At 68.4% G+C, this 21,918-nt stretch carries 21 protein-coding genes; 19 read left to right on the forward strand and 2 right to left on the reverse strand.

What is annotated here, in order from left to right:
- Nucleotides 1-19 precede the first annotated feature (19 nt).
- The 4 genes from dpgB to ACIG3E_RS37565 all read left to right on the forward strand — a co-directional run bounded on the left by dpgB (nt 20) and on the right by ACIG3E_RS37565 (nt 4,876).
- A complete protein-coding gene (gene dpgB, locus ACIG3E_RS37550; protein WP_399624972.1) occupies nt 20-664 on the forward strand; it encodes an enoyl-CoA-hydratase DpgB in 645 nt (214 codons plus the stop codon).
- On the forward strand, nt 661-1,959 hold the full coding sequence (gene dpgC / locus ACIG3E_RS37555) for a (3,5-dihydroxyphenyl)acetyl-CoA 1,2-dioxygenase DpgC (RefSeq protein ID WP_399624974.1): 1,299 nt from the start codon (nt 661-663) through the stop codon (nt 1,957-1,959). The genes dpgB and dpgC overlap by 4 nt, the downstream gene beginning before the upstream one ends.
- 210 nt (nt 1,960-2,169) lie before the next feature.
- Complete coding sequence (locus ACIG3E_RS37560; RefSeq protein ID WP_399624976.1) at nt 2,170-3,501, forward strand: cation:proton antiporter; 1,332 nt, start codon at nt 2,170-2,172, stop codon at nt 3,499-3,501.
- Nucleotides 3,502-3,736: 235 nt separating this feature from the next.
- Nucleotides 3,737-4,876 (forward strand): lipid II:glycine glycyltransferase FemX, encoded by a 1,140-nt coding sequence (locus ACIG3E_RS37565; RefSeq protein WP_399624977.1) that lies wholly within the window; start codon nt 3,737-3,739, stop codon nt 4,874-4,876.
- 189 nt (nt 4,877-5,065) lie between these two features.
- Here ACIG3E_RS37565 and ACIG3E_RS37570 read toward each other — a convergent pair whose 3' ends face one another.
- The gene (locus tag ACIG3E_RS37570) at nt 5,066-5,266 is read right to left on the reverse strand and encodes a ferredoxin (protein ID WP_399625022.1); all 201 of its coding nucleotides are present in this window, start codon (nt 5,264-5,266) and stop codon (nt 5,066-5,068) included.
- A gap of 1,361 nt (nt 5,267-6,627) precedes the next feature.
- On the opposite strand from ACIG3E_RS37570, the gene ACIG3E_RS37575 reads away from it, so the two are divergent.
- The 15 genes from ACIG3E_RS37575 (at nt 6,628) to ACIG3E_RS37645 (ending at nt 21,354) form a co-directional block, all read left to right on the forward strand.
- Nucleotides 6,628-7,512: a TauD/TfdA family dioxygenase gene (locus ACIG3E_RS37575; RefSeq protein ID WP_399624979.1), complete on the forward strand. Its 885-nt coding sequence runs from the start codon at nt 6,628-6,630 to the stop codon at nt 7,510-7,512.
- Nucleotides 7,513-7,516: 4 nt separating this feature from the next.
- The gene (locus ACIG3E_RS37580) at nt 7,517-8,638 is read left to right on the forward strand and encodes a glycerate kinase (RefSeq protein ID WP_399624981.1); all 1,122 of its coding nucleotides are present in this window, start codon (nt 7,517-7,519) and stop codon (nt 8,636-8,638) included.
- Nucleotides 8,628-9,725 (forward strand): Ldh family oxidoreductase, encoded by a 1,098-nt coding sequence (locus ACIG3E_RS37585; protein ID WP_399624983.1) that lies wholly within the window; start codon nt 8,628-8,630, stop codon nt 9,723-9,725. The genes ACIG3E_RS37580 and ACIG3E_RS37585 overlap by 11 nt, the downstream gene beginning before the upstream one ends.
- On the forward strand, nt 9,725-10,582 hold the full coding sequence (locus ACIG3E_RS37590; RefSeq protein ID WP_399624985.1) for an isocitrate lyase/phosphoenolpyruvate mutase family protein: 858 nt from the start codon (nt 9,725-9,727) through the stop codon (nt 10,580-10,582). The genes ACIG3E_RS37585 and ACIG3E_RS37590 overlap by 1 nt, the downstream gene beginning before the upstream one ends.
- On the forward strand, nt 10,579-11,700 hold the full coding sequence (aepY, locus tag ACIG3E_RS37595; RefSeq protein WP_399624987.1) for a phosphonopyruvate decarboxylase: 1,122 nt from the start codon (nt 10,579-10,581) through the stop codon (nt 11,698-11,700). Before ACIG3E_RS37590 ends, aepY begins: the two co-directional genes overlap by 4 nt.
- Nucleotides 11,697-12,836 carry a phosphonoacetaldehyde reductase gene (locus ACIG3E_RS37600; RefSeq protein ID WP_399624989.1) on the forward strand — a complete coding sequence of 380 codons (1,140 nt, stop codon included), beginning with the start codon at nt 11,697-11,699 and terminating at the stop codon, nt 12,834-12,836. The genes aepY and ACIG3E_RS37600 overlap by 4 nt, the downstream gene beginning before the upstream one ends.
- 21 nt (nt 12,837-12,857) lie before the next feature.
- Nucleotides 12,858-13,961 (forward strand): pyridoxal-phosphate-dependent aminotransferase family protein, encoded by a 1,104-nt coding sequence (locus ACIG3E_RS37605; protein WP_399624991.1) that lies wholly within the window; start codon nt 12,858-12,860, stop codon nt 13,959-13,961.
- The gene (locus ACIG3E_RS37610; RefSeq protein ID WP_399624993.1) at nt 13,951-14,616 is read left to right on the forward strand and encodes a CDP-alcohol phosphatidyltransferase family protein; all 666 of its coding nucleotides are present in this window, start codon (nt 13,951-13,953) and stop codon (nt 14,614-14,616) included. The genes ACIG3E_RS37605 and ACIG3E_RS37610 overlap by 11 nt, the downstream gene beginning before the upstream one ends.
- Nucleotides 14,613-15,797 carry a pyridoxal phosphate-dependent aminotransferase gene (locus ACIG3E_RS37615; protein ID WP_399624995.1) on the forward strand — a complete coding sequence of 395 codons (1,185 nt, stop codon included), beginning with the start codon at nt 14,613-14,615 and terminating at the stop codon, nt 15,795-15,797. The genes ACIG3E_RS37610 and ACIG3E_RS37615 overlap by 4 nt, the downstream gene beginning before the upstream one ends.
- A 19-nt stretch (nt 15,798-15,816) precedes the next feature.
- On the forward strand, nt 15,817-16,539 hold the full coding sequence (locus ACIG3E_RS37620; RefSeq protein ID WP_399625024.1) for a phosphocholine cytidylyltransferase family protein: 723 nt from the start codon (nt 15,817-15,819) through the stop codon (nt 16,537-16,539).
- Nucleotides 16,540-16,687: 148 nt separating this feature from the next.
- Entirely contained in the window at nt 16,688-17,884 is a 1,197-nt protein-coding gene (locus ACIG3E_RS37625; protein ID WP_399624997.1) for an MFS transporter, read from the forward strand.
- A 31-nt stretch (nt 17,885-17,915) separates the two neighbouring features.
- Nucleotides 17,916-18,476 (forward strand): M23 family metallopeptidase, encoded by a 561-nt coding sequence (locus ACIG3E_RS37630; protein ID WP_399624999.1) that lies wholly within the window; start codon nt 17,916-17,918, stop codon nt 18,474-18,476.
- Complete coding sequence (locus tag ACIG3E_RS37635; protein WP_399625001.1) at nt 18,473-19,312, forward strand: GNAT family N-acetyltransferase; 840 nt, start codon at nt 18,473-18,475, stop codon at nt 19,310-19,312. Before ACIG3E_RS37630 ends, ACIG3E_RS37635 begins: the two co-directional genes overlap by 4 nt.
- Entirely contained in the window at nt 19,309-20,844 is a 1,536-nt protein-coding gene (gene murF / locus ACIG3E_RS37640) for a UDP-N-acetylmuramoyl-tripeptide--D-alanyl-D-alanine ligase (RefSeq protein WP_399625003.1), read from the forward strand. Before ACIG3E_RS37635 ends, murF begins: the two co-directional genes overlap by 4 nt.
- A gap of 66 nt (nt 20,845-20,910) precedes the next feature.
- Nucleotides 20,911-21,354: a GNAT family N-acetyltransferase gene (locus ACIG3E_RS37645; RefSeq protein WP_399625005.1), complete on the forward strand. Its 444-nt coding sequence runs from the start codon at nt 20,911-20,913 to the stop codon at nt 21,352-21,354.
- 50 nt (nt 21,355-21,404) lie between these two features.
- On the opposite strand, the gene ACIG3E_RS37650 is transcribed toward ACIG3E_RS37645, so the two are convergent.
- Nucleotides 21,405-21,848, reverse strand: coding sequence for a GNAT family N-acetyltransferase (locus ACIG3E_RS37650; protein ID WP_399625007.1), 444 nt, complete (start codon nt 21,846-21,848; stop codon nt 21,405-21,407).
- Between the last annotated feature and the right edge of the window lie 70 nt (nt 21,849-21,918).

Below are 21,918 nucleotides of genomic sequence, written 5' to 3' on the forward strand. Positions count from 1 at the left end.
CGGGGAAACGGATGGCGACATGATGCTGCGCCTGGACGGCACTCGGCCCCTGTCGGCCGAGTCCATCGAGGAGATGGTCGATCTCTGCGACCGCGCCGACGACCAGCGGGAATCCGGCCCGGTCACCGTCCACGTCACGGGTGTCCCTCCGGCCGGTTGGGCGACGGAGCTGACCGTCGGAGTGGTCTCCAAATGGGAACGGGCGGTGCGCCGGTTCGAACGCCTCGGCCGGCTCACGGTCGCGGTGGCCTCGGGCGACTGCGCCGGAACGGCGCTGGATGTCCTCCTCGCCGCCGACGTCCGGATCGCCGCTCCTGGCACCCGGTTGTTGCCCGCCTGGGCAGGCGGTGCCACCTGGCCGGGGATGACCGTGCACCGGCTCACCCATCAGGCAGGTTCGGCGGGCATCCGGCGGGCCGTGCTGCTCGGGGCCCCGATCGAGGCGGACCGCGCGCTCGCGCTCAACCTGGTCGACGAGGTGAGCGAGGACCCGGCGACGACGCTGGCCGCCCTGGCCGAGGCGGCCGCTGCCGTGGACGGCACGGAGATGGCCATTCGCAGGCAGCTGATTTTCGAAGCCGGCTCGACCACCTTCGAGGACGCGCTCGGCAGGCACCTTGCTGCCTGCGACCGCACCCTGCGTCGAACGGGACCCTCCGCATGACCATCGCGCACACCCTTCCGAGCGGTCTCGCCGCCGCCGGGGAGGCGCTGCACAAGGCGGCCGAGCGGGTCGACGACCTGCTCGCCGCCCTGCCCGAGCCCACGCGACGGACCCCCGGCCAGCGGGCCGAGGCCGCCGCCGCCCAGGACGAGGTGCGCCGACTGCGCGGGCGGTTCCTGGCCGAGCACGTGGAGGAGGTGTACGCCCGGCTCACCGACGGCCGCGACGTGCGGATCGAAGCCCTGGTCACGGAGGCCGCCGAGGTCTTCCCCGGCCTGGTCCCGACGGCGGCACAGCTCGCGGACGAGCGGTCGCGGGTCCAGGCGGACAAGGAAGGCCGAGAGATCGACCAGGGCATCTTCCTGCGGGCGGTGCTCGGCTCGCCCGTCACGGGCCCGCACGTGGTCGACTCCATGCTCCGACCGACCCCGCGGGCGCTCGCACTGCTCCCGGAGTTCCAGCGGACCGGCCTCCTGGAGACCGAGGCCGTCCGCCTTGAGCGGCGCGACGGCGTGGCCCACCTGACGATGTGCCGCGACGACCGCCTCAACGCCGAGGACGAACAGCAGGTCGAGGACATGGAGACCGCGGTCGACCTGGCGCTCCTGGACGAGGACGTCAAGGTCGGATTCGTGCGCGGCGGCGAGATGAGCCATCCGCGCTACCGAGGCAGGCGCGTATTCAGCGCCGGAATCAATCTCAAGTACCTGTCGTCGGGCGACATCCCGCTCGTCGGGTTCCTGCTCCGCCGCGAACTCGGCTACATCAACAAGATCGTTCGCGGGCTCCGCCTGGACGACGGCGACTGGCGGCCGCCGTACGCGGACAAGCCGTGGGCGGCCGCCGTCGACGCGTTCGCGATCGGCGGCGGCACCCAGCTGCTGCTCGTCTTCGACCATGTCCTTGCCGCGTCCGACGCCTTCCTCAGCCTGCCCGCGGCCAAGGAGGGCATCATCCCGGGTGTCGCGAACTTCCGCCTCACCCGGTCGCTCGGCCCGCGCGCCGCCCGGCAGGTGATCCTCGGCGGCCGACGGCTGTGGGCGAGCGAGCCGGACGCCCGCCTGATCGTCGACGAGGTCGCCGAACCCGCCGACCTGGACGCTGCCATCGAGCGGGCCTTGGAACGGCTGGGCGGGGAAGCGGTGCTCGCCAACCGCCGGATGCTGAACCTGTCCGACGAGCCGCCCGAGGAGTTCCGCCGCTACATGGCGGAGTTCGCGCTCCAGCAGGCGCTGCGGCTGTACGGCGCCGATGTCATCGACAAGGTGGGCCGGTTCGCCGCGCGGCGGACCTGAACCGCATCCAGTACGCCAAGAAGGGTCATGTCACCCTTGACCGGCCCGAGGGGCTGAACGCCCTCGACCGGCCCGCGCACGTCGGCCTCGGCGAGTTCTGGAGCAACGCCGAGGCCGACCCGCACGTGCGGCTCGCGGTGCCGACCGGGCCGGGCGAGCGGGCTCACTGACAACAGCCTTTGGCACCCGACTCAAAGGGACCCCATTCCCATGCAGGACCATACGTCCTTGGCCGTGCGCGACAGCAACCTCGAACTGGCGCTCGACGTGCTTCCCGCACTGGCGGTCATCTTGCTCGCGGCGGCCGTGATCGGCAGGCTCGCGGTCATGCTCGGACAGCCACGGGTGCTCGGCGAAATCATCGCCGGCATCCTGCTGGGCCCGACCCTGTTCGGCTGGCTGGCGCCCGAACTTCAGGCGGACGTCTTCCCCGCGCAGGCACGGTCGGTGCTGTACGTCCTGAGCACCATCGGCCTGACGCTCTACATGTTCCTCGTCGGCGCCGGCCTCGACCACAGCCGACAGGAGTCCGAGCGCAAGCACCACCCGGCCGTCCTCGCCGCCTCGGGGTTCCTGCCCTCCCTCGTCCTCGGCGGTCTCGTCGGCCTGCTGATGTGGGACGACGTCTCGCGCGATGACGTCAACCGGTGGGAGTTCGCCCTCTTCGTCGGCGGTGCGCTGTCCCTCACAGCGCTCCCCATGCTGGCCCGCATGCTGTACGAGCGGGGTCTGCAGAACTCCCGCCTGGGACGCCTTTCCCTGGTCGCCGCCTCGATCGACGACGCGGCGGCCTGGTGTTTCCTGGCCACGCTGACGGCTGTGCACACCGGCTCCGGGGCCGTCGGCGCACTGCCCATGATCGGCTACAGCATCCTGTTCACCGTCGTGATGCTGCTAGGAGTGCCCCGGCTGCTGCGGCCGCTGGCGCGGCACGTCGGCCGACAGGGCACGCTGAGTCCCGGCGCGATGTACGTCGTCGTCATCATCCCGATCGTGTGCGGATACCTCACCGACCTGATCGGGATCTACTCGGTCTTCGGCGGCTTCATCGCCGGCCTGGCCATGCCCCGTGACCCGCGGTTCCGCCAAGCGCTGCACAGCCGGATGATGGACACCGTCTCCACGCTACTGCTGCCCATCTTCTTCGCCCTGTCCGGCCTCACCACCGACCTGCGGAGCCTCTCGGCCGACACCCTGCTGTTCGGCGTCGCCGCGCTCCTGGCGGGATTCGCGGGCAAGTACTTCGGCAGCACCCTGGCCATGAAGACACTCCGCTTCAGCTGGCGCGAGGCCTTTGCCGTGGGAGGGCTGATGAACGCCCGCGGCATGATGATCATCGTCTTCATCAACATCGGCTTGGCCCAGGGCCTGATCACCAAGCCGGTGTTCTCTGTTCTCGTCATGGTCGCCGTCATCACGAGCGCTGCGGTCCTGCCACTGTACCGCCGGGCGCTCCCGAAACACCTGGAGCTGAACCTCGGCAGCGAAGTGCCCCCTCCGGCACCGGCACCACGCCCCCTGACGACAACCGACACGCACTGATGTGCGCGTACCCACCGGAGGCACGTGGCCGGGGGCGGCTTCGGCCGACGACGAGGTGGCGCGGATCAACCAAACCCTGCCTCCCCGCCGTGGAGCCACCGGCCGATGGCCGCCGGAACCAGCCCCTGGGCCGCCGGGCGGTGACATATCGTCGGCGTATCGAAAACCGCATACACCCCGGCAACACCCCACTACATTGACTGATGACATGTCCTACAACCCCCCCAGCGAAGCAATGCGACCTACAGCCGTGAAACCCGTCGTCATGCCGATCACCGCCGCCGAGCACATGGCGTTCGTACGGGCCCAGCGGTCGGTCAGCTTTCTGCAGACCCCGGCATGGGGCGGCGTCAAGACCGAGTGGCGCAGCGAGTCCCTCGGCTGGTTCGAGGGGCGGCGCCTGGTGGGTGCTGGACTCGTTCTGCACCGCCCCGTGCCGAGGCTCGACCGCTTCACGCTGGCGTATCTGCCCGAGGGCCCGGTCATCGACTGGAGCGGCGACATCAGTGCTTGGCTCGATCCGCTGGCGGCCCACCTCAAGGCCCATGGCGCGTTCGCGATCCGGATCGGCCCGCCGGTGCGCACCCACACCTGGAGCGCCGCCCAGGTCAAGGAGGGCATCGCCGACCCGGGCACCAAACGGCTCACCGACATCACCGGCCACTGGACCGACCCGGTCGGTGCCCGCGTGGCCACCAGGCTCCGGAGCGCCGGCTGGCTGCCGCAGAACCCGGAGGACGGGTTCGGGGTCGGGCACCCACAGTTCAAGTACGAGGTCCCGCTGGTAGGCAGGACCGAGGACGAATTGCTCAAGGGCATGAACCAGCAGTGGCGCCGCAACATCAAGAAGTCGGCCAAGGAGGGAGTCGAGGTCACGGTCAGCAACGGGGGCCCGGAGGACCTCAAGGCGTTCCACGACCTCTACGTCCACACCGCCGAGCGCGACCACTTCACACCCCGGCCGCTGCGCTACTTCGAGACCATGTTCGCGGCGCTGAGTGCCGAGGACCCCGAGCGGATCAAGCTCTACCTGGCCCGTCACCAGGGCGACTTGGCCGCCGCCACGGTCATGGTCCGCGTCGGCGCCCACGCGGTGTACTCCTATGGCGCCTCCTCCACCGCGAAGCGCGAGGTGCGTGCCTCAAACGCCTGCCAGTGGGCGATGATCCGCGACTCGCTCGCGGCCGGCTGCGACGTCTACGACCTGCGTGGCATCACCCCCACCCTCGACGCCGACGACCCGCACGTCGGCCTCGTCCAGTTCAAGGTCGGCACCGGCGGCCAGGCGACGCGGTACGTCGGCGAGTGGGACCTGCCGCTGCGGCCGATGGTCTACCGGGCCTTCGACCTCTACATGAGGCGACGCGGCCGCTGATCCGCGCGGCCGCTGATCCGCGCGGCCGCGGCTTCGTCGGGCCGCGCCCTGAGGGGAGCCTGGACCAGTCACATCGCTTGCGGCAGCCCGAGATGAGCCGAGGTGGCGGCGGTCCGCCACGTCGGCACCATCACACTCGTCGGTGACGAGCCAGGGCACCGACGACCACGACGCGATCGGGTGCGGCGGTTACGACGGCTCCTCGACCCGGATCGCTGCCCCAGGGCACATCATGGCCGACTTGCGTACGGCGTCGTGGAGTTCGGAGGGCGGAGTGTCATCGAGGAGTTCGACCGTGCCGTCCTCGTCCCGCTGATCGAAGACCTCGGGGACGAGCATCACGCACTGGCCCGAGGAAACACAGCTGAGAACGTCGACCTCAACGCGCATCATGGTCCTACCTGTTTCTCAGTGTGGGGCCCGCCACCCCATGATGGCGGACTTCGCCGCAGGGCGCTGGAGTACAGCGGCAGTACGCCGCCACAGCCGGGGCGGGCCGAGACCTGCCAGATCGGCGTCTCCGCCGCCTATACCCCCCTGGCCTCGGCGCCGCCGACCAGCAGCTCAAGCCGCCATGGGGACGGGCCGGTTCGAGAAAGTCGTATCAGGCAGGGAGACGTCTGCGGTAGTGACAGGCACGGCGACGGCCTGGCGACGTCTGCGGCCCGCCCCCGGGACGGCTCCTTCCTGTACTCCTGAGCGACGTGAGAGCGTCCGCCGGGTCACAGCCGCGCCGCAGGACAGCACCCCGAGCGCGGCGATCTCCCCCCCCAGGAAGGCCACGGCCTCGACCCGTCCCACGGAGCGATGTAGGAGAAGGGCACCAATGGGTACAGCCTCAGTCGTCATCACGATCACCTTGATCGTCACGATCAAAAGGCCCGTCGTTCTGCGGCCGACTACCTCAAGGCACGGGAGGAGGAGCAGTGACCCGCCCTCGCGACGAGAACTCCCACGATCAGGCCGTCCAGCAGTGGCTCCGCTTGAACGAACTCGTACTCGGACGGAATGTGAAGTCCTCGCAGAAGCGGTCCCATACGCGTCGGTACTCATCCTCTGGCAACGCGGTCGCGAGATCCTCCACCATGCCGCGATCCTATCGAGTCGCCTGAGCGAGGATCGGAGATAGATCGTCCACGGAAGTGCGGACAGAACCCTATTCAAAGATCCCTATCAGCCGAGCCCCTCCATCCGTAACGATAACTGCCCCCGCCTTCGGTGGTGCCGTTTTGACGGACCTCGAATGGGACAACCGTCACGTCACCTGCACCAACGGCAAAGAGAGCCGCTACTGGCGCGAGACCCACCGTCGCGACGGACTCCCGATCATCCAGGTCACCTTGCGCCTCTCCGAGTGCACCCCGTGCCCGGACCGGGCCCGCTGTACCCGCTGCGAGCGCAACGCGCGCGCCATGGCCCCTCGCGAACAGTGCGCGGCCCAACCTCGCGAACAGTGCGCGGCCTAACGGCGCATCCGCGCAGACCAGACCACCGATGCGTGGCAGGAACGCGACGCGTTGGCGTCGAGGGCGCCATGGCTCAGGCGTCCAGCCACTGCGACGTCCACCGGGCCGCAGGTGCAGTGTCAAGTTCGTCTTTGTGGACGGCCTGGTACCCGGAATACGCTGGGGAACCCAACCTTCACGGCAACAACACCGGAACAACTGTGGAACGTGACGGAGCGAGCCGTTCCTTTGGGCCCCCTGCGGTTCCACGGTCGTGTACGCCATAACCTGCGAAGGTGAATGCGCATGGGTTTTGATCGGCAACGACACAGGTGGTCGGAAAGCTTCCTCGCCGCTGTCCGTCAGGGGAAATTCGACGGCAGCGCGGCCCAGTACGAGCGTGAAAGATTGCGGATGCTCGTGCGGGATAACGTTGACGCGGGCGCGGGATTTCTGGTCATGACGGGCCTCGAGGTGACCGAGCAGGAAACTTGCGAGCAGCTCCTGCTGTGGGCTTCGGAGACGCTGGGCACCGTAATGGAACAGGATAAAGCGGGCACACGGATCAGACCCGTGCGCAATCGTGGAACTGCGGTCGGCGAGGGCAGATCGGCTCGCTATGCGGACTCGCGGCACGGAGGTCACCTGCACACCGACGGCGCGGAGCGGTCATTCCCGCTGCCGGACTACTTCACCCTCCTGTGCGTGCGGCCGGCGAAGGCCGGCGGCACGTTGAGGCTCGTTCCGGTGGACCGCCTCCGAGCTCTCCTGGCCGACCGGCCCGACGTGCTTGCGGTGCTGGAAGGGGGCTTCCACTTCGACCGACGGGGTGACCAGGCGCCGGGGGAGTCGGCCACAGTACGCAAACCCGTGTTGTTCACGACCGCTGACGACAGGCATGCCGTGACCTATCTGCGGCAGTACATCGAGATCGGCCACGGTCAGCCCGGTGCCGACCCGCTGACGCCCGCCCAACGCGGTGCGCTGGACGCGTTCGACTCGGTGCTCGAGGACCCGGCCAGCGCGATCGAGGGCCGCATGGACGCCGGTGAGTTCGCGGTCTTCGACAACCTGCGGATTCTGCACGGCAGGACTGAGTTCGACGACCACCACGACCCCGGCCGATCGCGGTTGCTCTACCGGACGTGGATTCGGCGAACGTCGGCAGCCCACCACACCGCCGGGCAGTGATCGAATGCGAGTTCTGATCGCACCCAATGCGTTCCGTGGAGGGCCGGGTGCACGGTGGGTGGGTGAAGCACTGGCGAGCGGACTGGTGCGGACCGGATCGGTGGACAGCGTGGTGACGATCCCGCTGTCGGACGGCGGCGACGGCGCACTGGACATCGCTGCCGAACTTGTGGGCGGCACTCGCGTCCAGACGACGGCCGAGGATCCCCTCGGCGCACCGGTGTCGGCGGACTACCTCCTGACGGACGACGGAACCGCGTTCGTCGAGACAGCTCGTGCGAGCGGACTGCAGTTGGTCGCCGCCCGTCCCCGGCAACCGCTCGTGGCGAACACCACAGGCACCGGGCAACTGATCGCGCACGCGGTCGGGCGCGGAGCGACCCGGGTGGTCGTCACGGCGGGCGGAACCGCCTCGGTCGACTTCGGTGCAGGCGCTCTCGCCGCCCTGGGGGTTCGCTTTCTCGACTCCGCCGACCGGTTGCTCACGCCTACGCCGCGTGACCTGGTACACGTGCGACGCGTCGACACTGGTCCCGCCGTCGAGCTGCTCCGCGACGTGCGCGTCGAAGTACTGAGTGACGTGTTCACTCCGCTTCTGCACAACATCGAGCGGTTCGGTGCCCAGAAGGGGATCACCCCGCCGGACGCGGTGGTGCTGTACGGAATGCTGGACGCGCTTCTGGCCGCGTTCGGCCGGCAGGACGACACGTTGCTGGCCGAGCCGTTACTCGGTGCCGGCGGCGGCTTGGCCGCAGGTCTGCGCGCCGCGTTTGCCGCGCCGGTCAGCCACGGAGGCGAGTTCTTCGCCTCGCTCGCTGGGCTCGCCGGTCAGATCGAGCGCGCGGATCTGGTGCTGACGGCCGAGGGACGCTTCGACCGCGGGTCGTGGGACGGCAAGATCCCGGGACTGGTCGCCACCATGGCCAGGAAGCAGGGCAAGCGTGTCGTGATCATCACCGGCGAGCTGGCGGTGCCTGTCGGCGACCTTCCCTCGGGAGTCCACTGTGTGGAGCTGGGGCTCGAACCGCCGACACCGGGCAACGCGGAGACTGCCGAGCGCCGACACGCGTTCGAGCGTGCGGCGCTGTCGGCCCTCGACCATGGAGCGACGCCTCATGCGAGTTGACCATCGATCACTGCACGACTTCACGTGCCGGTGCCTGCTCGCTGTGGGCGTGTCCAAGCGGGACGCGGCGCTGGTCGCCGACGTCCTGACGGAAGCGGACCTGCGCGGTGTCGACAGTCACGGCGTGGCCAGACTGCGCAGGTACGTCGACGGAGTGCGGGACGGCAAGATCCTCCCCGATGCCAAGACCACCGTCCTGGCCGAGACGGCGGCGACCGTGGCCCTCGACGCCGGCAACGGCCTAGGCCAGCCGGCCTCGTGCGCGGCGGTGGACATGGCCATCGCGAAAGGCGTCGATACGGGCATCGGCATGGCGACCGTACGCCGGTCGAACCACTTCGGCATCGCCGGCTACTACGCCCTGCGCGCCGCCCGGCAGGGCCTGTTCGCCATCGTCGGCACCAACGCGTCACCGCAGGTGGCGCCGACCAACGGCGCCACGCCCATGTTCGGGACGAACCCGCTCGCGATCGCCTTCCCGACCGACGCCGACCAGCCCTTCGTATTCGACGCCGCGACCAGCGTCGTCCCGCGAGGGAAGCTGGAACGCTTGCATCGAGAAGGGCGGGACATGCGATCCGGGTGGGCGGTCGACCCGAACGGCGAGTCGACCACGGACATCCCGAGGGTCGTGGACGGCCTGAAAGCCCGCGAGGGCTATGCCCTGCTTCCGCTGGGGGGCTCGGGGGAGTCGCACGGCGGGCACAAGGGATACGGCCTCGCGACCGTGGTGGAGCTGTTCTGCGGACCGCTTGCGGGTGCTCGCTGGGGACGCCACGTGTACGGAGCCGAAGGAGCCGGCCTCGGTCACTTCTTCCTCTGCGGCCAAGTGGCCGCACTGACCGCGGTGGCGAACTTCCAGGCCGAGGCCAACCGGATGTTCGACGAACTGCGGGCGTCACCCAAGGCGCGCGGGCACGACCGCATCCTGATCGCCGGCGAGCGCGAGCACGAAATCGAACAGCACAGGCTGGCGGCCGGCATTCCGCTGAGGCCCGCTGTCGTGACGGATCTGGTTCGCGTCGCGGAGCAGTGTGGTGTGGCACCGCTCGGCACGCCTGTCAAAAACACCGAAGCGGGGGATTGATGAACAGCACTACGAAGCTTCGCAAACTGATCGCCAGCCGACAGATCGCCAGGTTGGCGGGAGCTCATGATCCGCTGAGTGCGAGCTTGGTAGAAATCAGCGGCTTCGACGGGGTGTGGGCCTCCAGCTTCACCATCTCCGCGGTCAATGGCCTGCCCGACATGAGCCTGCTGTCGATGGCCGACTTCCTGGAGGCGGCCGGCCGGATGGCGGCGGGCTGCTCAGTACCGGTTCTCGCCGACTGCGATACCGGTTTCGGTGGCGCCGCCAACGTCGCGTACCTGGTCCAGCGCTATGAAGCGGCCGGCGTCGCGGGGGTCTGCATCGAGGACAAGATCTTCCCCAAGACCAACAGCTTCGTCGACCAGGGGCAGGAGCTGCTCGACGTCGACGAGTTCGCCCGGAAGATCGAAGCGGGCAAGAACGCGCAACGCGACCCCGACTTCGTGCTCGTCGCACGCACGGAGGCACTGATCGCCGGACACGACGTGAGGGAGGCGCTGCGCCGTGCCCACGCCTACGTCGATGCCGGTGCCGACATGATCTTGGTGCACTCGAAGAAGAACTCACCTCGCGAGGTGATCGAATTCCTCGACGCCTGGCAGGAAAGAGCGCCGGTGGTCGTGGTGCCCACCACCTATCACGACTGGCACTTCACTGACGCGGAGAACTCCGGAGTGTCCCTGGTCATCTATGCCAACCACGCCCTGCGAGCCGCGGTCAGGTCGATGCACCAGGTGCTGACCAGCATCGAGTCGTCCGGCACGTCCACCGCGGTCGAGGACTTGATCTCTCCGGTCTCCGAGGTGTTCGAGCTGACCCACCTCGACAAGTGGCTGCACCTGGAGAAGCAGTGATCGGCGCGGAGGAGTTCGCCGCAGCGTTGCTGGCACGGGACTACCGGTTCTTCTCCGGTGTTCCCTGTTCCCGTCTGGCGGGCCTGGTCTCTGTCCTGTCCCGCCACGAAGGCCGTTACGTCCCGGCGGCCAACGAGGGTGCCGCCCTGGCTGTCGTCGCCGGCGCACGGATGGCCGGCACCCGTGCAGCCGTCCTGATCCAGAACTCGGGTCTCGGAAACCTGGTGAACCCGCTGGCCTCCCTGGTGCTTCCCTACGAGATCCCGGTGCTCGTCGTGGTGAGCCTCCGCGGCTGGCCGGTGGGGACCGACGAACCGCAGCACAACGTCATGGGACGCACGACCGAGTCCACGGTTGGTATCCACGGAGTGCCGAGCATGCTTCTCGAGCCGTCGCTGGCCTCGCTGGAGGAAGCGTTGGCGTGCGCGCGGCAGGCCGAGGCGGCTGGCAAGCCGTTCTTCCTGCTGGTGCCGAAGGGGACGGTCGGAGCGGCCGAACCGTTCCCGCTCCCCGCCGGTCCGGACAGGATGCTGACCCGTGCTGAGGCGGTCCGGATGGTGTCGGCGCAGGTTCCGGACGCCGCGATCTACGGCACGACCGGCTACACCTCGCGCGAGCTGTTCGCCGCCACCGATCGGCCGGGCAACTTCTACATGCAGGGTTCGATGGGACACGCGCTGGCCCTGGGACTCGGGACGGCACTGCGTCGGCCCGATCGTCGCGTCGTCGTCCTCGACGGCGACGGAGCGGCCCTGATGCATCTGGGCACCATGTCGACCGTGGGCCATCTCGCTCCGGCGAACTTGCTGCACGTGGTGCTGGACAACGGGACCTACGGTTCCACCGGAAGCCAGCCGACCACCTCCGCCACGGTCGACTGGCCGGCGCTGGCCCGCGCCACCGGCTATCGCGACGCCTGGTCGTGCGCCGACGGCTCCGAGCTGCAAACCGTGCTGGCCAAGGCCCTGACGGAACCGGGTCCGTGCCTGGCCGCCGTGCGCATTCAGGCGGCGGAGAGCGATGTGCCGCCGCGGGCCAGTGCGCAACTGCCGCTCCCCGGGATCCGGGCCAGGTTCGAGCAAGAGCTGGCCGTCGCGCGCGGGGGAGAGCTTCAGTGACCGATGGGGACGAGCGGCGCCGGGTTGAGGTGATGGAGGGCGCCGGAATCGCCGCGAAGCTACCGGAGGTGCTTCGAAGCATGCGAGCCCAGCGAGTTCTCGTGGTCGCGACGCGGAACGCGGTGCTGCGGACCGGCGCAGAAAGGTGGCTGGTGGGGCACGACCACGACTACTTCCACGACATCGTGTCGAACCCCCAAGCCGCGGACGTCGTCCGAGGTGCGGGTGCCGTGGCACGATACCGGCCGGATGTCGTGCTCGGCATCGGTGGCGGTTCCACCTTGGACACGGCGAAGGCGGTCCGGTTGCTGCCGCCGGTCAGTGCGGAAGCCGAGCGAGTCCTCCGCGGCGTGGATCCGGTGCGGGCGACGAGACCACCGCGGCTCGTGGTGATCCCCACGACGGCCGGCCCGGGCAGCGAGGTCACGACGTTCGCCACGGTCTACCTCCGCAAGCGAAAGCACTCACTTGACCATCCGGCCGTGCGGGCGGATGTGGCGCTCATCGACCCCGTGCTCACGCGGACGTGTCCGCCGAAGCTGACCGCGCACTGCGCGCTCGATGCCACAGCGCACGCCATCGAGTCGTGGTGGTCGCCACGCGCCGACTCGTCGTCGCGGGCGCTCGCGCGAGGGGCGCTGTCGCACTTGGTTCCCATCCTGCGAACGGGCTTTCGTGACACCACGGCCCGACAACGGGAGCTGCTCAGCAACGCCGCGGTCATGGCCGGTCGCGCGATCGATCTGACCCGCACGACAGCGGCACACGCCTTCGCGTACCCCACAACCGCTCAGTTCGGGGTGCCGCACGGACTCGCGTGCGCATTGCATCTGGTCTGGCTGCTGCCTTTGACGCTCGGTGAACTCGACCGCGAGCTGCCAGGCACCCGTATGGCCAAGGGGGAGATCGACCACATGCTCACGCTTCTCGGTGCTCGAACAGTTGCCGACTCCGGAGCCGCCCTCGCGCGGTTGCTGTCTCTGGCCGGCTGCCCGACCCGGCTCGGCGAGGTCGGGGTGGGCGCCTCGGACCTGGAGCCGATGTTCGATGACGCGCTGAGCAGCGACCGCGCGCAAAACCATCCGATCGCGCTCCGCAAGGACCCGGTTCTCGGGTTGCTGCGGTCCCGGTTGTGAGCGATCGAGGGGAGACTGCGGGTGCACACCGTGAACCTCCGGATTTCCGGACCGACACCATTGCCGCCGAGGGTCCGGACGGCCCTGTCCACTGACATGATCAGCCACAGATCGGCGAGGTTCCGGAACCTCGCCGCGGAAGTCCTCGGCGGTCTCGCCCCTGTCTTCGGGGGTCCGGCGACCATCCTGCCCTTCACCTGCTCGGGTACCGGCGGACTGGAGGCGGCCGTCGTCAACACGGTGAGTCCAGGGCAGCGAGTCGTCGTCGTGTCGATCGGGTACTTCGGACGGCGCATGGCCGAGATCGCCCGGATGGCCGGCCTTGCCGTCGAGTTGGTCGAGGTGCCGTGGGGCCGGGCGGTCGACCCCCGGGATCTGGAGATCGTGCTCCGGCGGCTCCGTGACGTGGAGGCGGTCCTGATCACGCACAACGAGACGTCCACCGGTGTGCTGAACCCGATGCCCGAGTTGAGCCGCGTGGTACGAGAGTGCAGTGACGCACTGCTGATCGTCGACGTCGTCAGCAGCCTCGGGGCGACACCGGTGCTCATGCGGGACTGGGGGATCGATGTTGCGGTCGGTGTGAGCCAGAAGGCCCTGATGGCGCCGCCTGGACTGGCGCTGATCGGCGTGAGCACGCGAGCCCTGGACGCGGCTGCGGCGAACCCGGCTCGGCGGTACTACTTCGACTTCAGCGCGATGGCGCGGGCCGTCGAAGAGAACACGACCACCTATACACCCGCCATCCCGGTCTTCCACGCGCTCCAGGCGTCGTTGCGGATGATCTCGGACGAAGGCTGGGACCTGGTTCTCGCCCGGCACCAACGGCTTGCCGCGCGCTGTCGCAGCGGGCTCGCCGGCCTGGGGCTGCCGCTCGCGGCCGATCAGTCGCACGCCTCTCCGTCCGTGACGTCCTTCTTCGTGCGGGGCGAGGTGCGGGCGAGCGACGTCCGGGAGCGGATGGCGACGGAACACCGGGTGCACGTCGCGTCCGGGCGAGCGCATTGGAAGGACACCGCGCTTCGGATCGGTCACATGGGATACGTCGGCGACAGTGATGTCACGCATGTGCTGGCCGCGCTCGGCGCCCTGCTCGGCGAGGGGGGAGCGCGGAATGGGCAGTGAAGCCGACGTTTCGAAGGCTGCCGTGGACGGTGTGTACTGCCAAGTCGTGCAACGGCGCCTGTCCGGCCTCGTTTCACCAGCGCTCGCGCGCCGGTTCGGGCCGAACACGGTCACCACGTTCGACCTCCTCGCGGGTCTTGCGGCCGCCGCCTGCATTCTGACCGGCCAGTTGCTGGCCGGTGGGTTGCTGGTGCAGATCTTCGGCGTGCTGTCCTGCTGCGACGGAGAGGTCGCCCGGATCCGGGGAGAGCAGTCGGCGATCGGCGACTTCTACGACACGATGACCGACCGGATCGTCGAATCGGCCTTGACCATCGCTCTTGCCGTCAGGCTGTCCTGGTCGGTCGGCTCGGAGGCACTCTGGGCCGGCCTCCTGATCCTGGCCGGTGCGCTGTTGCTCGCGGTGAGTTCCGAAAAGTTCCACTCCGCGTTCGGCAGGCGATATCCGAAGAAGCATGCGGAGAAGCCCTTCATCTTGATCAGCGCGGGCAGCGACGCCCGGCTGCTGGTGCTGACGATCGCTCTTGTCCTGTGGACGGGCTGGGGCCCGGCTCCCGCGTTGGCGGTGCTCTGGGTTGAGGCCGGCGCGATGAGCCTGAATCTGCTGGTCCGCGGTTACCGGGTGCATTTGATGGCAAGGGGAGACCATTCGTGAACGGTGCGTTGAGTGCACTTGCGCCACATTCGTCGAAGCGGATCTCGGAGTACGTTCAGCGTCATCCGGGAACGATCGACCTGACCGTCGGCCTTCCCTCGTTCGGCCCGCCGCGGTCCTTCGGCGAGCGATTGGCCGTGTTGTCGAATAGTCCCGGGGAAAGCGCTCGGCCCGAGGACCAGTACGCGCACTCCAGGGGCGCGATCGAGCTGCGTGCGGCGATCGCCCAGATATATCGGTCGGAACAGGGAATCGATCTCGATCCGGACACGCAGCTGCTGGTCACCAACGGGGCGGCGGGCGCGCTGTGGATCGCGGTCCTCACGGTGACCGAGCCCGGTGACGAGGTGCTCCTCGCTGATCCGGCCTACATGATCTACCCACCGATGATCGAGCTGCTCGGTCGGCGTGTCGTCCGCATCCCGACCAGCGCGGCCGACGGTTTCGCCTTGCGCGTGCCGGACCTGCGAAAACACCTCACAGCACGCTCACGGGTCATCTTGGTGAACTCGCCCGGTAACCCGACCGGGCGCGTGACCGGCGGGGGCGAGCTGGCGGATCTCTGCACCTTCGCGGCCGAACACGGGTTGTACGTTGTCCATGACGAGGTGCTCGACCGGTTCGCCTACGGCATCGAGCACCGCTCGGTCGCCGCACTGGAGCACCACGGCCACGGCATCGCGGTCAACAGCCTCTCCAAGCGATTCGGCATGTCAGGATGGCGGATCGGGTGGATGGCCGGTAGTCCGGCGGTCATCGCCGAGGCGGCCAAGGCACACACGTTCTTCATGCTCGCGGTGAGTCATGCGGGCCAGTTGGCGGCCGCGGCGGCGTTGCGAGATCCGGAAGCGGACGGCGAGCTGTCCGTCCGCGCCGCGGAGCTACGGCGCTGCGGCGAGCTGTTCCTGGCCGATGTCGCCCAGATCCCCGGCTTGGGTAAGACGGCGTTTCCCCAGGGTGGGTTCTACGCCTTCGTCGACGTAGGTGAGTTCGCTCGGCTACGCGGCATTCACGTGAAGGGTTCGATCGGCTCCGCCGTGGCCGAGTACCTGCTTCACGAGTGTGGTGTGGCGGTAGTGCCCGGCTCGGCGTTCGGCCGGGCGGGCGAACGGTATGTCCGCATGTCGTTCGCGGGTGGTCCGGGGCAACTCGACCGCGCGCTGGAGAGGCTGGCAGGTTGAAATGGAACGTGCGTTGAGAGTGATCATTCCGGCGGCCGGGGTCGGTTCGCGGTTGCGGCCGTACACCGATGAGGCACCTAAGGCTCTGGTGCCGGTCACCGGTACACCGTTGATCTGGCACACCATGCGGCGGCTGGCCAAGGTGAAGGTCTCGGAGGTGGTGGTCGTCTGCGGCTACCGGTCCGAGATGCTCCGGACGTCACTGCGTGCCTGCCCAGAGGCGCCCCCGATACGGTTCGTGGATAACCCGGACTTCGCCACTACCAACAGCATCGTGTCCCTCGCGCTGACCAGACCGTTCTGGGACGAGCCGTTCTGCCTGATCGACGGGGACGTGCTGGTCGGCCGCGGCCTTCTGCAGCGGATGGTCGACTCCCCGCGAGATGTCCTGGCGGTCGACACGAGCAAGGCCTACGCGGACATAGACATGAAGGTCCGGATCCAGGACGGCAGGGCCGTCGACTTCGGAAAGGACCTCGAACCCTCGCCGCTCCAGGGAGAGTTCTTCGGCGTAAGCCGGTGGAGCGGAGACAACGCGGCCCGGTTTTCGTCAGCCATCGACGAGATGCTCGCGGCAGGCCGGGTCGGTGACTGGTACGAGTTCGCCATGCGGAAGCTGGCGATCGCGCATGGGCTGGACGTGCTGGACGCGACCTCCGATGAATGGGCCGAAGTCGACTCCGCCCAAGACGTCCCCGTGGCGGCCGCCCTCGTCGAACGAGACGAGGTGAACTTCTCTTGACTGGCGGGGGCTTTATCACGTTCCTTGGCTGACTGGGTTGTTGGCGATTTCCAGCCTTGTCCGGCGATGCCGACAATTAGCTGTGGATTGTGCGCCGATGGGGGGCGAACTTCATCTCATGCGTGGGACGAGGCTGTATGAGAAAGCTGTGCCGTTGACCTCGTTTGGAAAGTCCAACTTTCTGCTTCTGGGGCAGCTTTTCACCTCCATCGGCACCGGAGCGATCCTGGCCACCGCAGCCATATTCCTCGTTCGTTCCGTGCAGCTTCCGGCGGCCGATGTGGGCATCGGCATGGCCGCGGTCGGGGTGATCAGCTTCGCCGCGTTGTTCGCGATCGGCCCAGCAGTGGACCATTTCGGACCGCGCAAGGTAATCGTCGTTTCGACTGCCCTGGCGGCCACGGCAACGACGTGTTTCGTCTGGATCAGCTCGCTTTTCACTTTCATCCTTTTCGAGAGCATCTCGAACTCTGCGCTGCTCGGCATGTCGGTCGGGCAGCGTGCGCTGGTCGGGCGCGTCCTGGGATCAGGCGACCGAGTCCGGTTCCAGGCTTACAGCCGCTCTCTTTCGAACGTTGGGTACGCGATCGGTACCTTGGCCGTCGTGCCGTTACTGCAGGCCGACACCCGCACGGCCTACACGGCCATCTTCCTGTGCACGGCGCTCGCCATCGCGGCAACCATCCCGTGCACCGTCAAAGGCCCTTATCCGGTAAGGGCTCCCGAGCGGAAGTCGTCCCGAACAGCGATCGCCGACGTGCGCTACGTGGTGATGGCCGTTCTGTGCGGCCTCCTCACCGCGCGCGCCAGGATACTCACCGTGGCGGTCCCGCTGTGGACCGTCGCGCACACGCACGCGCCGGCGGGCCTCACCGGGTTTCTCTTGTTCTTGAACACCGCCGTGGTGGTCCTGCTCCAGGTGCGCTTCTCCCGTGGCGCTGCCGATCTGGCCGGCGCATCGAAGGTGACGCTGTTCGGCGGGGCTGCCTTCGTCGGCGCGTTCACTTTCATCGCCTTCGCCGGTACGACCGCGACCGGTGTCGCGGTCGCGATGCTGGTGACCGGCATCGTGTTGTTCACACTGGGCGAGATGTGGACCGCGGCGGCGTCGTGGACCTACAGCTACGAGCTGGCGGACCCGGCGATGCACGGCCGCTACCAGTCGATCTTCGCCCTGGGCCGGACCGTCGGCAACATCGCCGGATCGGTTCTGGCCAGCGTCGTCGCCGCCCTGGGCATCGTCGGCTGGGGCGTAGCGGCAGCCGTCCTTTTGCTCTGTTGTGTGCTTACGGCGGTGGCGGCCCCGGCAAACCGGGCCAAGGGTCTCCGCAGCCGAGACAACTGAAGAAGACCCGAAGAAGACCCGAAGAAGGGGTGTGGAATACGTGCCGGACTTGGTGTTCCCGGTGGCGGGAATGAGCTGGGCAGACTTCCGGGAGCGGCCGGAACTTCGTGGGGCGGATGCCGGTGAGCCGGGCCGAGGCGGCTGGCACTACCGGAGGAGCGAAAGCCACGTGCACAAGGGCATCGATCTCAAGGCCCCGATCGGCACCCCGTTGCTGGCCGTGGAAAGGGGAACCGCGGAGTTCATCCTGGCCGAGGAGGGCCGGAGCGGGGGCCATCGCGTGCGGTTGACCGGGGCGAGCGGTGCCCTCTACCACTACCTGCACCTGGGTACCGATCCCGCAGACCCGAAGGACGCGTTCCCGGCAGAATTCATCGGCAACAGCGAAGGGCCAGTTGCCGTCACCGCGGGAACGGTCATCGGTTACCTCGGCCACACGGGCGGCGCTGTCGCCGACGGCAGGTCGATTCTGGCAAGGGCAGCCCACCTGCATTTCCAGTACCACCCGAACGCTGACCGCGTAAGTGCCAATCCGGCGCACCTTTTCGACCTCATCGAGAGCGATCTCGACGTCGATGGATACGTTCCATGAGACTGGCCTTCTCGGAATGCACCCCTGATTATGAGGCCCATCTCGCGCCGTACCAGGTGCTGGGCTTTCCGGAGGACGGCGAGACGGCCGCCACCGCTTTCGGCCTCGGCATGTTGCCGAGCAACCGCGAGCTGACCAGGTTCTACCTGGCCCGCAGTGTGCGCGTCGACCTCGGCAGGTACACAGAAAGCAGACGTGAACGCTACGTCAGGAGACAGTGCGAAACGCTCCGCCGCGCATTTCTCCCGCGTGCGCAGCTCGATCGGCCGACCGACTGGGCGGACATGTGTGTGCGCTACATGAACGAAAGATCGTGGTGGACCGCGCGGCGCGGGCGTCCGTTTCGCACCACGGACCTGATGGCCCGGCTGGACTCGCCCCTGACGACACATCTGCTGACGCTGACGCATACCTCCGACAACGCGCCCGCGGCGCTGGCCACCCTGTACGTCGAACCGCCCATCGCCTACTACGCCCTGGCCTTCTACGACACGCGGTACCGGAAGACAGGTATCGGCTCGCACCTGATGAGCTGTGTGATCGGCGAGTTGAAGCGCCGCGGCCTTTCCCACGTGTATTTGGGCACGTGCTACTACGAGGGCGCCCGGTACAAGACGAGGTTCACCGGCATGGAGTTCTTCGATGGTCTGGGGTGGTCGGACGACCGGGAAAGGCTTCGGCTCTTCCTGAGCCGGCAGAAGGATCTGAGCGGTCAGCACCTGTTCGACCATCCGTCCTACCTCGACGCCGGCCAGCCGCCACGGCCCGAGGACACCACCCTGTGGCTGGCCGACGCTTCGCAGGCACGGCACATCGACTCCGTGGAGGAACCATGATCTCGCTCGATCTCAACGCCGTCGCGGCCGTCGTGGGTGGTCGCCTCCACAGGGCCGACGGCTCGCGGCAGGTCCACGGCACCGTCGAGTTCGACAGCAGAAAGGTGGGGCCGGGATCGCTGTTCGTAGCACTGCCGGGACAACGCTCCGACGGCCTCCAGTTCGCCGAGCAGGCGGTCGCGCGGGGAGCCGTCGCGGTGCTCACGGCCTGCGAGGTGACAGCGCCGGCCGTCGTCGTGCCGTCCCTCGGCAGCTACGTGCCCTCCGATGTGCTCGCGCTGGCAGGCGACAGCGACGGAGTCGGTGCGGCGGTGCTGGCCGCGCTGGCGAAGCTCGCAAGCCATGTGCTGCGTCAAGTGCCCGGCTGCGCTGTTGTCGGGGTGACCGGGTCGGTCGGGAAGACCTCGACCAAGAACCTGATCGGGCACCTGCTGGCTCGGCTCGGTCCGACCGTCACGTCACCGCGGTCGTTCAACAACGAGCTGGGACAACCGTGGACGGTCCTGCGGATCGAGGAGGACACCCGGCACCTCGTCCTCGAACTGGGCACCAGGGGCATCGGTCACCTGGCGACGCTCTGTGCGACGGCGCCGCCCCGTGTCGGCGTCGTGTTGAACGTCGGTGACGCGCATATCGGCAGTTTCGGTTCCCAGGACGCCATAGCCGCCGCCAAGGGCGAACTCGTGGAGGCACTCCCGCACGCATCCGCTGGCGGGGTCGCCGTGCTCAACGCCGACGACCCGCGCGTCGCCGCCATGGCGAACCGGACCTCGGCCCGAGTTGTGCTGACCGGACGGCACGCCGGCGCGCACCTGCGCGCCACCGGCATCGAGCTCGACAGTCAAGCGCGACCGCGGTTCACCATGCGGCTCGACCTGCCCGGCATCCGTGGTTCCGCGCGCGTCGCCCTGCCGACGCACGGTGAGCACCAGATCGACAACGCGCTGGCGGCCGCGGCAGTCGCGCTGGAGTTCGGTGCCACGATCGACGAGGTCATCGCGGGTCTGGAGAACGACCGCTCGGCGCCCCCACACCGAATGGCGGTCCATCGGACGCCGGAGGGGGTCACCGTGATCGATGACGCGCGCAACGTGAGTTCGGGCTCGGTGCGGGCGGCCTTGCGTACCTTGGCCGCGATAGCCAACACCGGCGACACGCGGAAGTGGGCGCTGCTCGGGACGGCACACGGACCCGGCTTCTCGGGAGACGCCAGGCACGACAGCTGGGGACGGCTCGCCGCGCAGTCCGCCGACCGGATCGTGGTGATCGGCGAGGACGCCCGGCAGATCCATGAAGCCGCAGTGAGAAGCGCAAGCAAGGACACCCGCACCGAACTGGTGCCGGACGTCGAAGCCGCGATGGCGCTCTTGCGTGACGAGCTGCGCGCCGGCGACGTCGTGCTGCTCAAGGGCTCCCGGAAAGCCGCACTCTGGCGGATAGCCGACGCGCTCCTTCCGGCGGATACCCCCAGCACGGGATGGGACAGCGACTTCGATGTCGTGACGCCTGGCGGCAGTCCGGGCTCTCGGTGAAGGGGGCGGCGGGGACTGCCGGACGGTCGCAGAGGCCGCGATCTGAAGCTGCGGTAGGTTGACGGTGTGACAGTCACCATACGCCGAGCCACTCTCGAGGATGCCGACCAGATCGCCGGGCTGCTGTGCCAACTCGGGTACGCCAGTACAGCACAGGAGGTCGAAAAGCGCTTCACCCTGTGGTTCGACGATCCGTTCAGTGCTGTCCTGGTGGCTGAGCACAGTGGACGCGCCGCTGGCTGCCTTTCCCTGCACGCCATCCCGTACCTCGAGAAAACCGGGCGCTGGGCCCGCATCGAGAGCCTCGTTGTCGACGAGGCGGCCCGCCGCACGGGAGCGGGCAGCCAGCTGATCAGCGCCGCCGAGGAGCTGGCGCGGCAATGGCACTGCTCCGCCGTCGAAGTGACGACGCTGCGCTCACGGCTCGATGCCAATGCCTTCTATAAGCACCACGGTTACGACGACCGCTGCACGCTTTCCGCCCGCTATTGGAAGGACCTCTCCGGCTGAGCCGCCGGTGCCTCGGCTCTCTGCGGTCGCGGTCGCGGGCAAGGACCAGCTCAGTCGAGGTAGAGCCGGTATCCCTGCGCCACTGTGCGAAATCCGCGCGCCTCGTAGAAGGCGTGTGCTCCGTGGCGGCTGGCGCGGGACAGGAGCTGGATCTTGTAGCAGCCCGCGTCCCGTGCCAGGGCGAACACGGCGTCCAGCAGCGCGGTACCGATACCCGACCTGCGTAGCGCCGCTGTCACGACTACGTTTTCGACCAGCATGAACGGCCTGGCCCCACGGGTCAGGTTCGGCAGCGTCGCGCAGTCGGCCGTGGCGACGGGCATGCCGTCGGACTCGGCCAGCAGGATCGTCCGGCCGACCTGCTCCTGGATGGCCTGCCAGGTGCGCAGCGCGGCGGACCGGGGGAGCACCGGGTCGTCGACGTGCAGTTCGGCGTACAGCGCCAGCAGAGCTGGCAGGTCGGACTCGGCTGCGGGCCTGATCGCGATCGGCATCCGGGCAGCCTACCCGGCACCATGATGATCGTTACCCGGCTTCGGAGTTGGTCCCGCACAAGGGGCGGGA

It is taken from the genome of Streptomyces sp. NPDC053474 (assembly GCF_044544845.1).
In the GTDB taxonomy this organism is placed as follows: Bacteria; Actinomycetota; Actinomycetes; order Streptomycetales; family Streptomycetaceae; genus Streptomyces.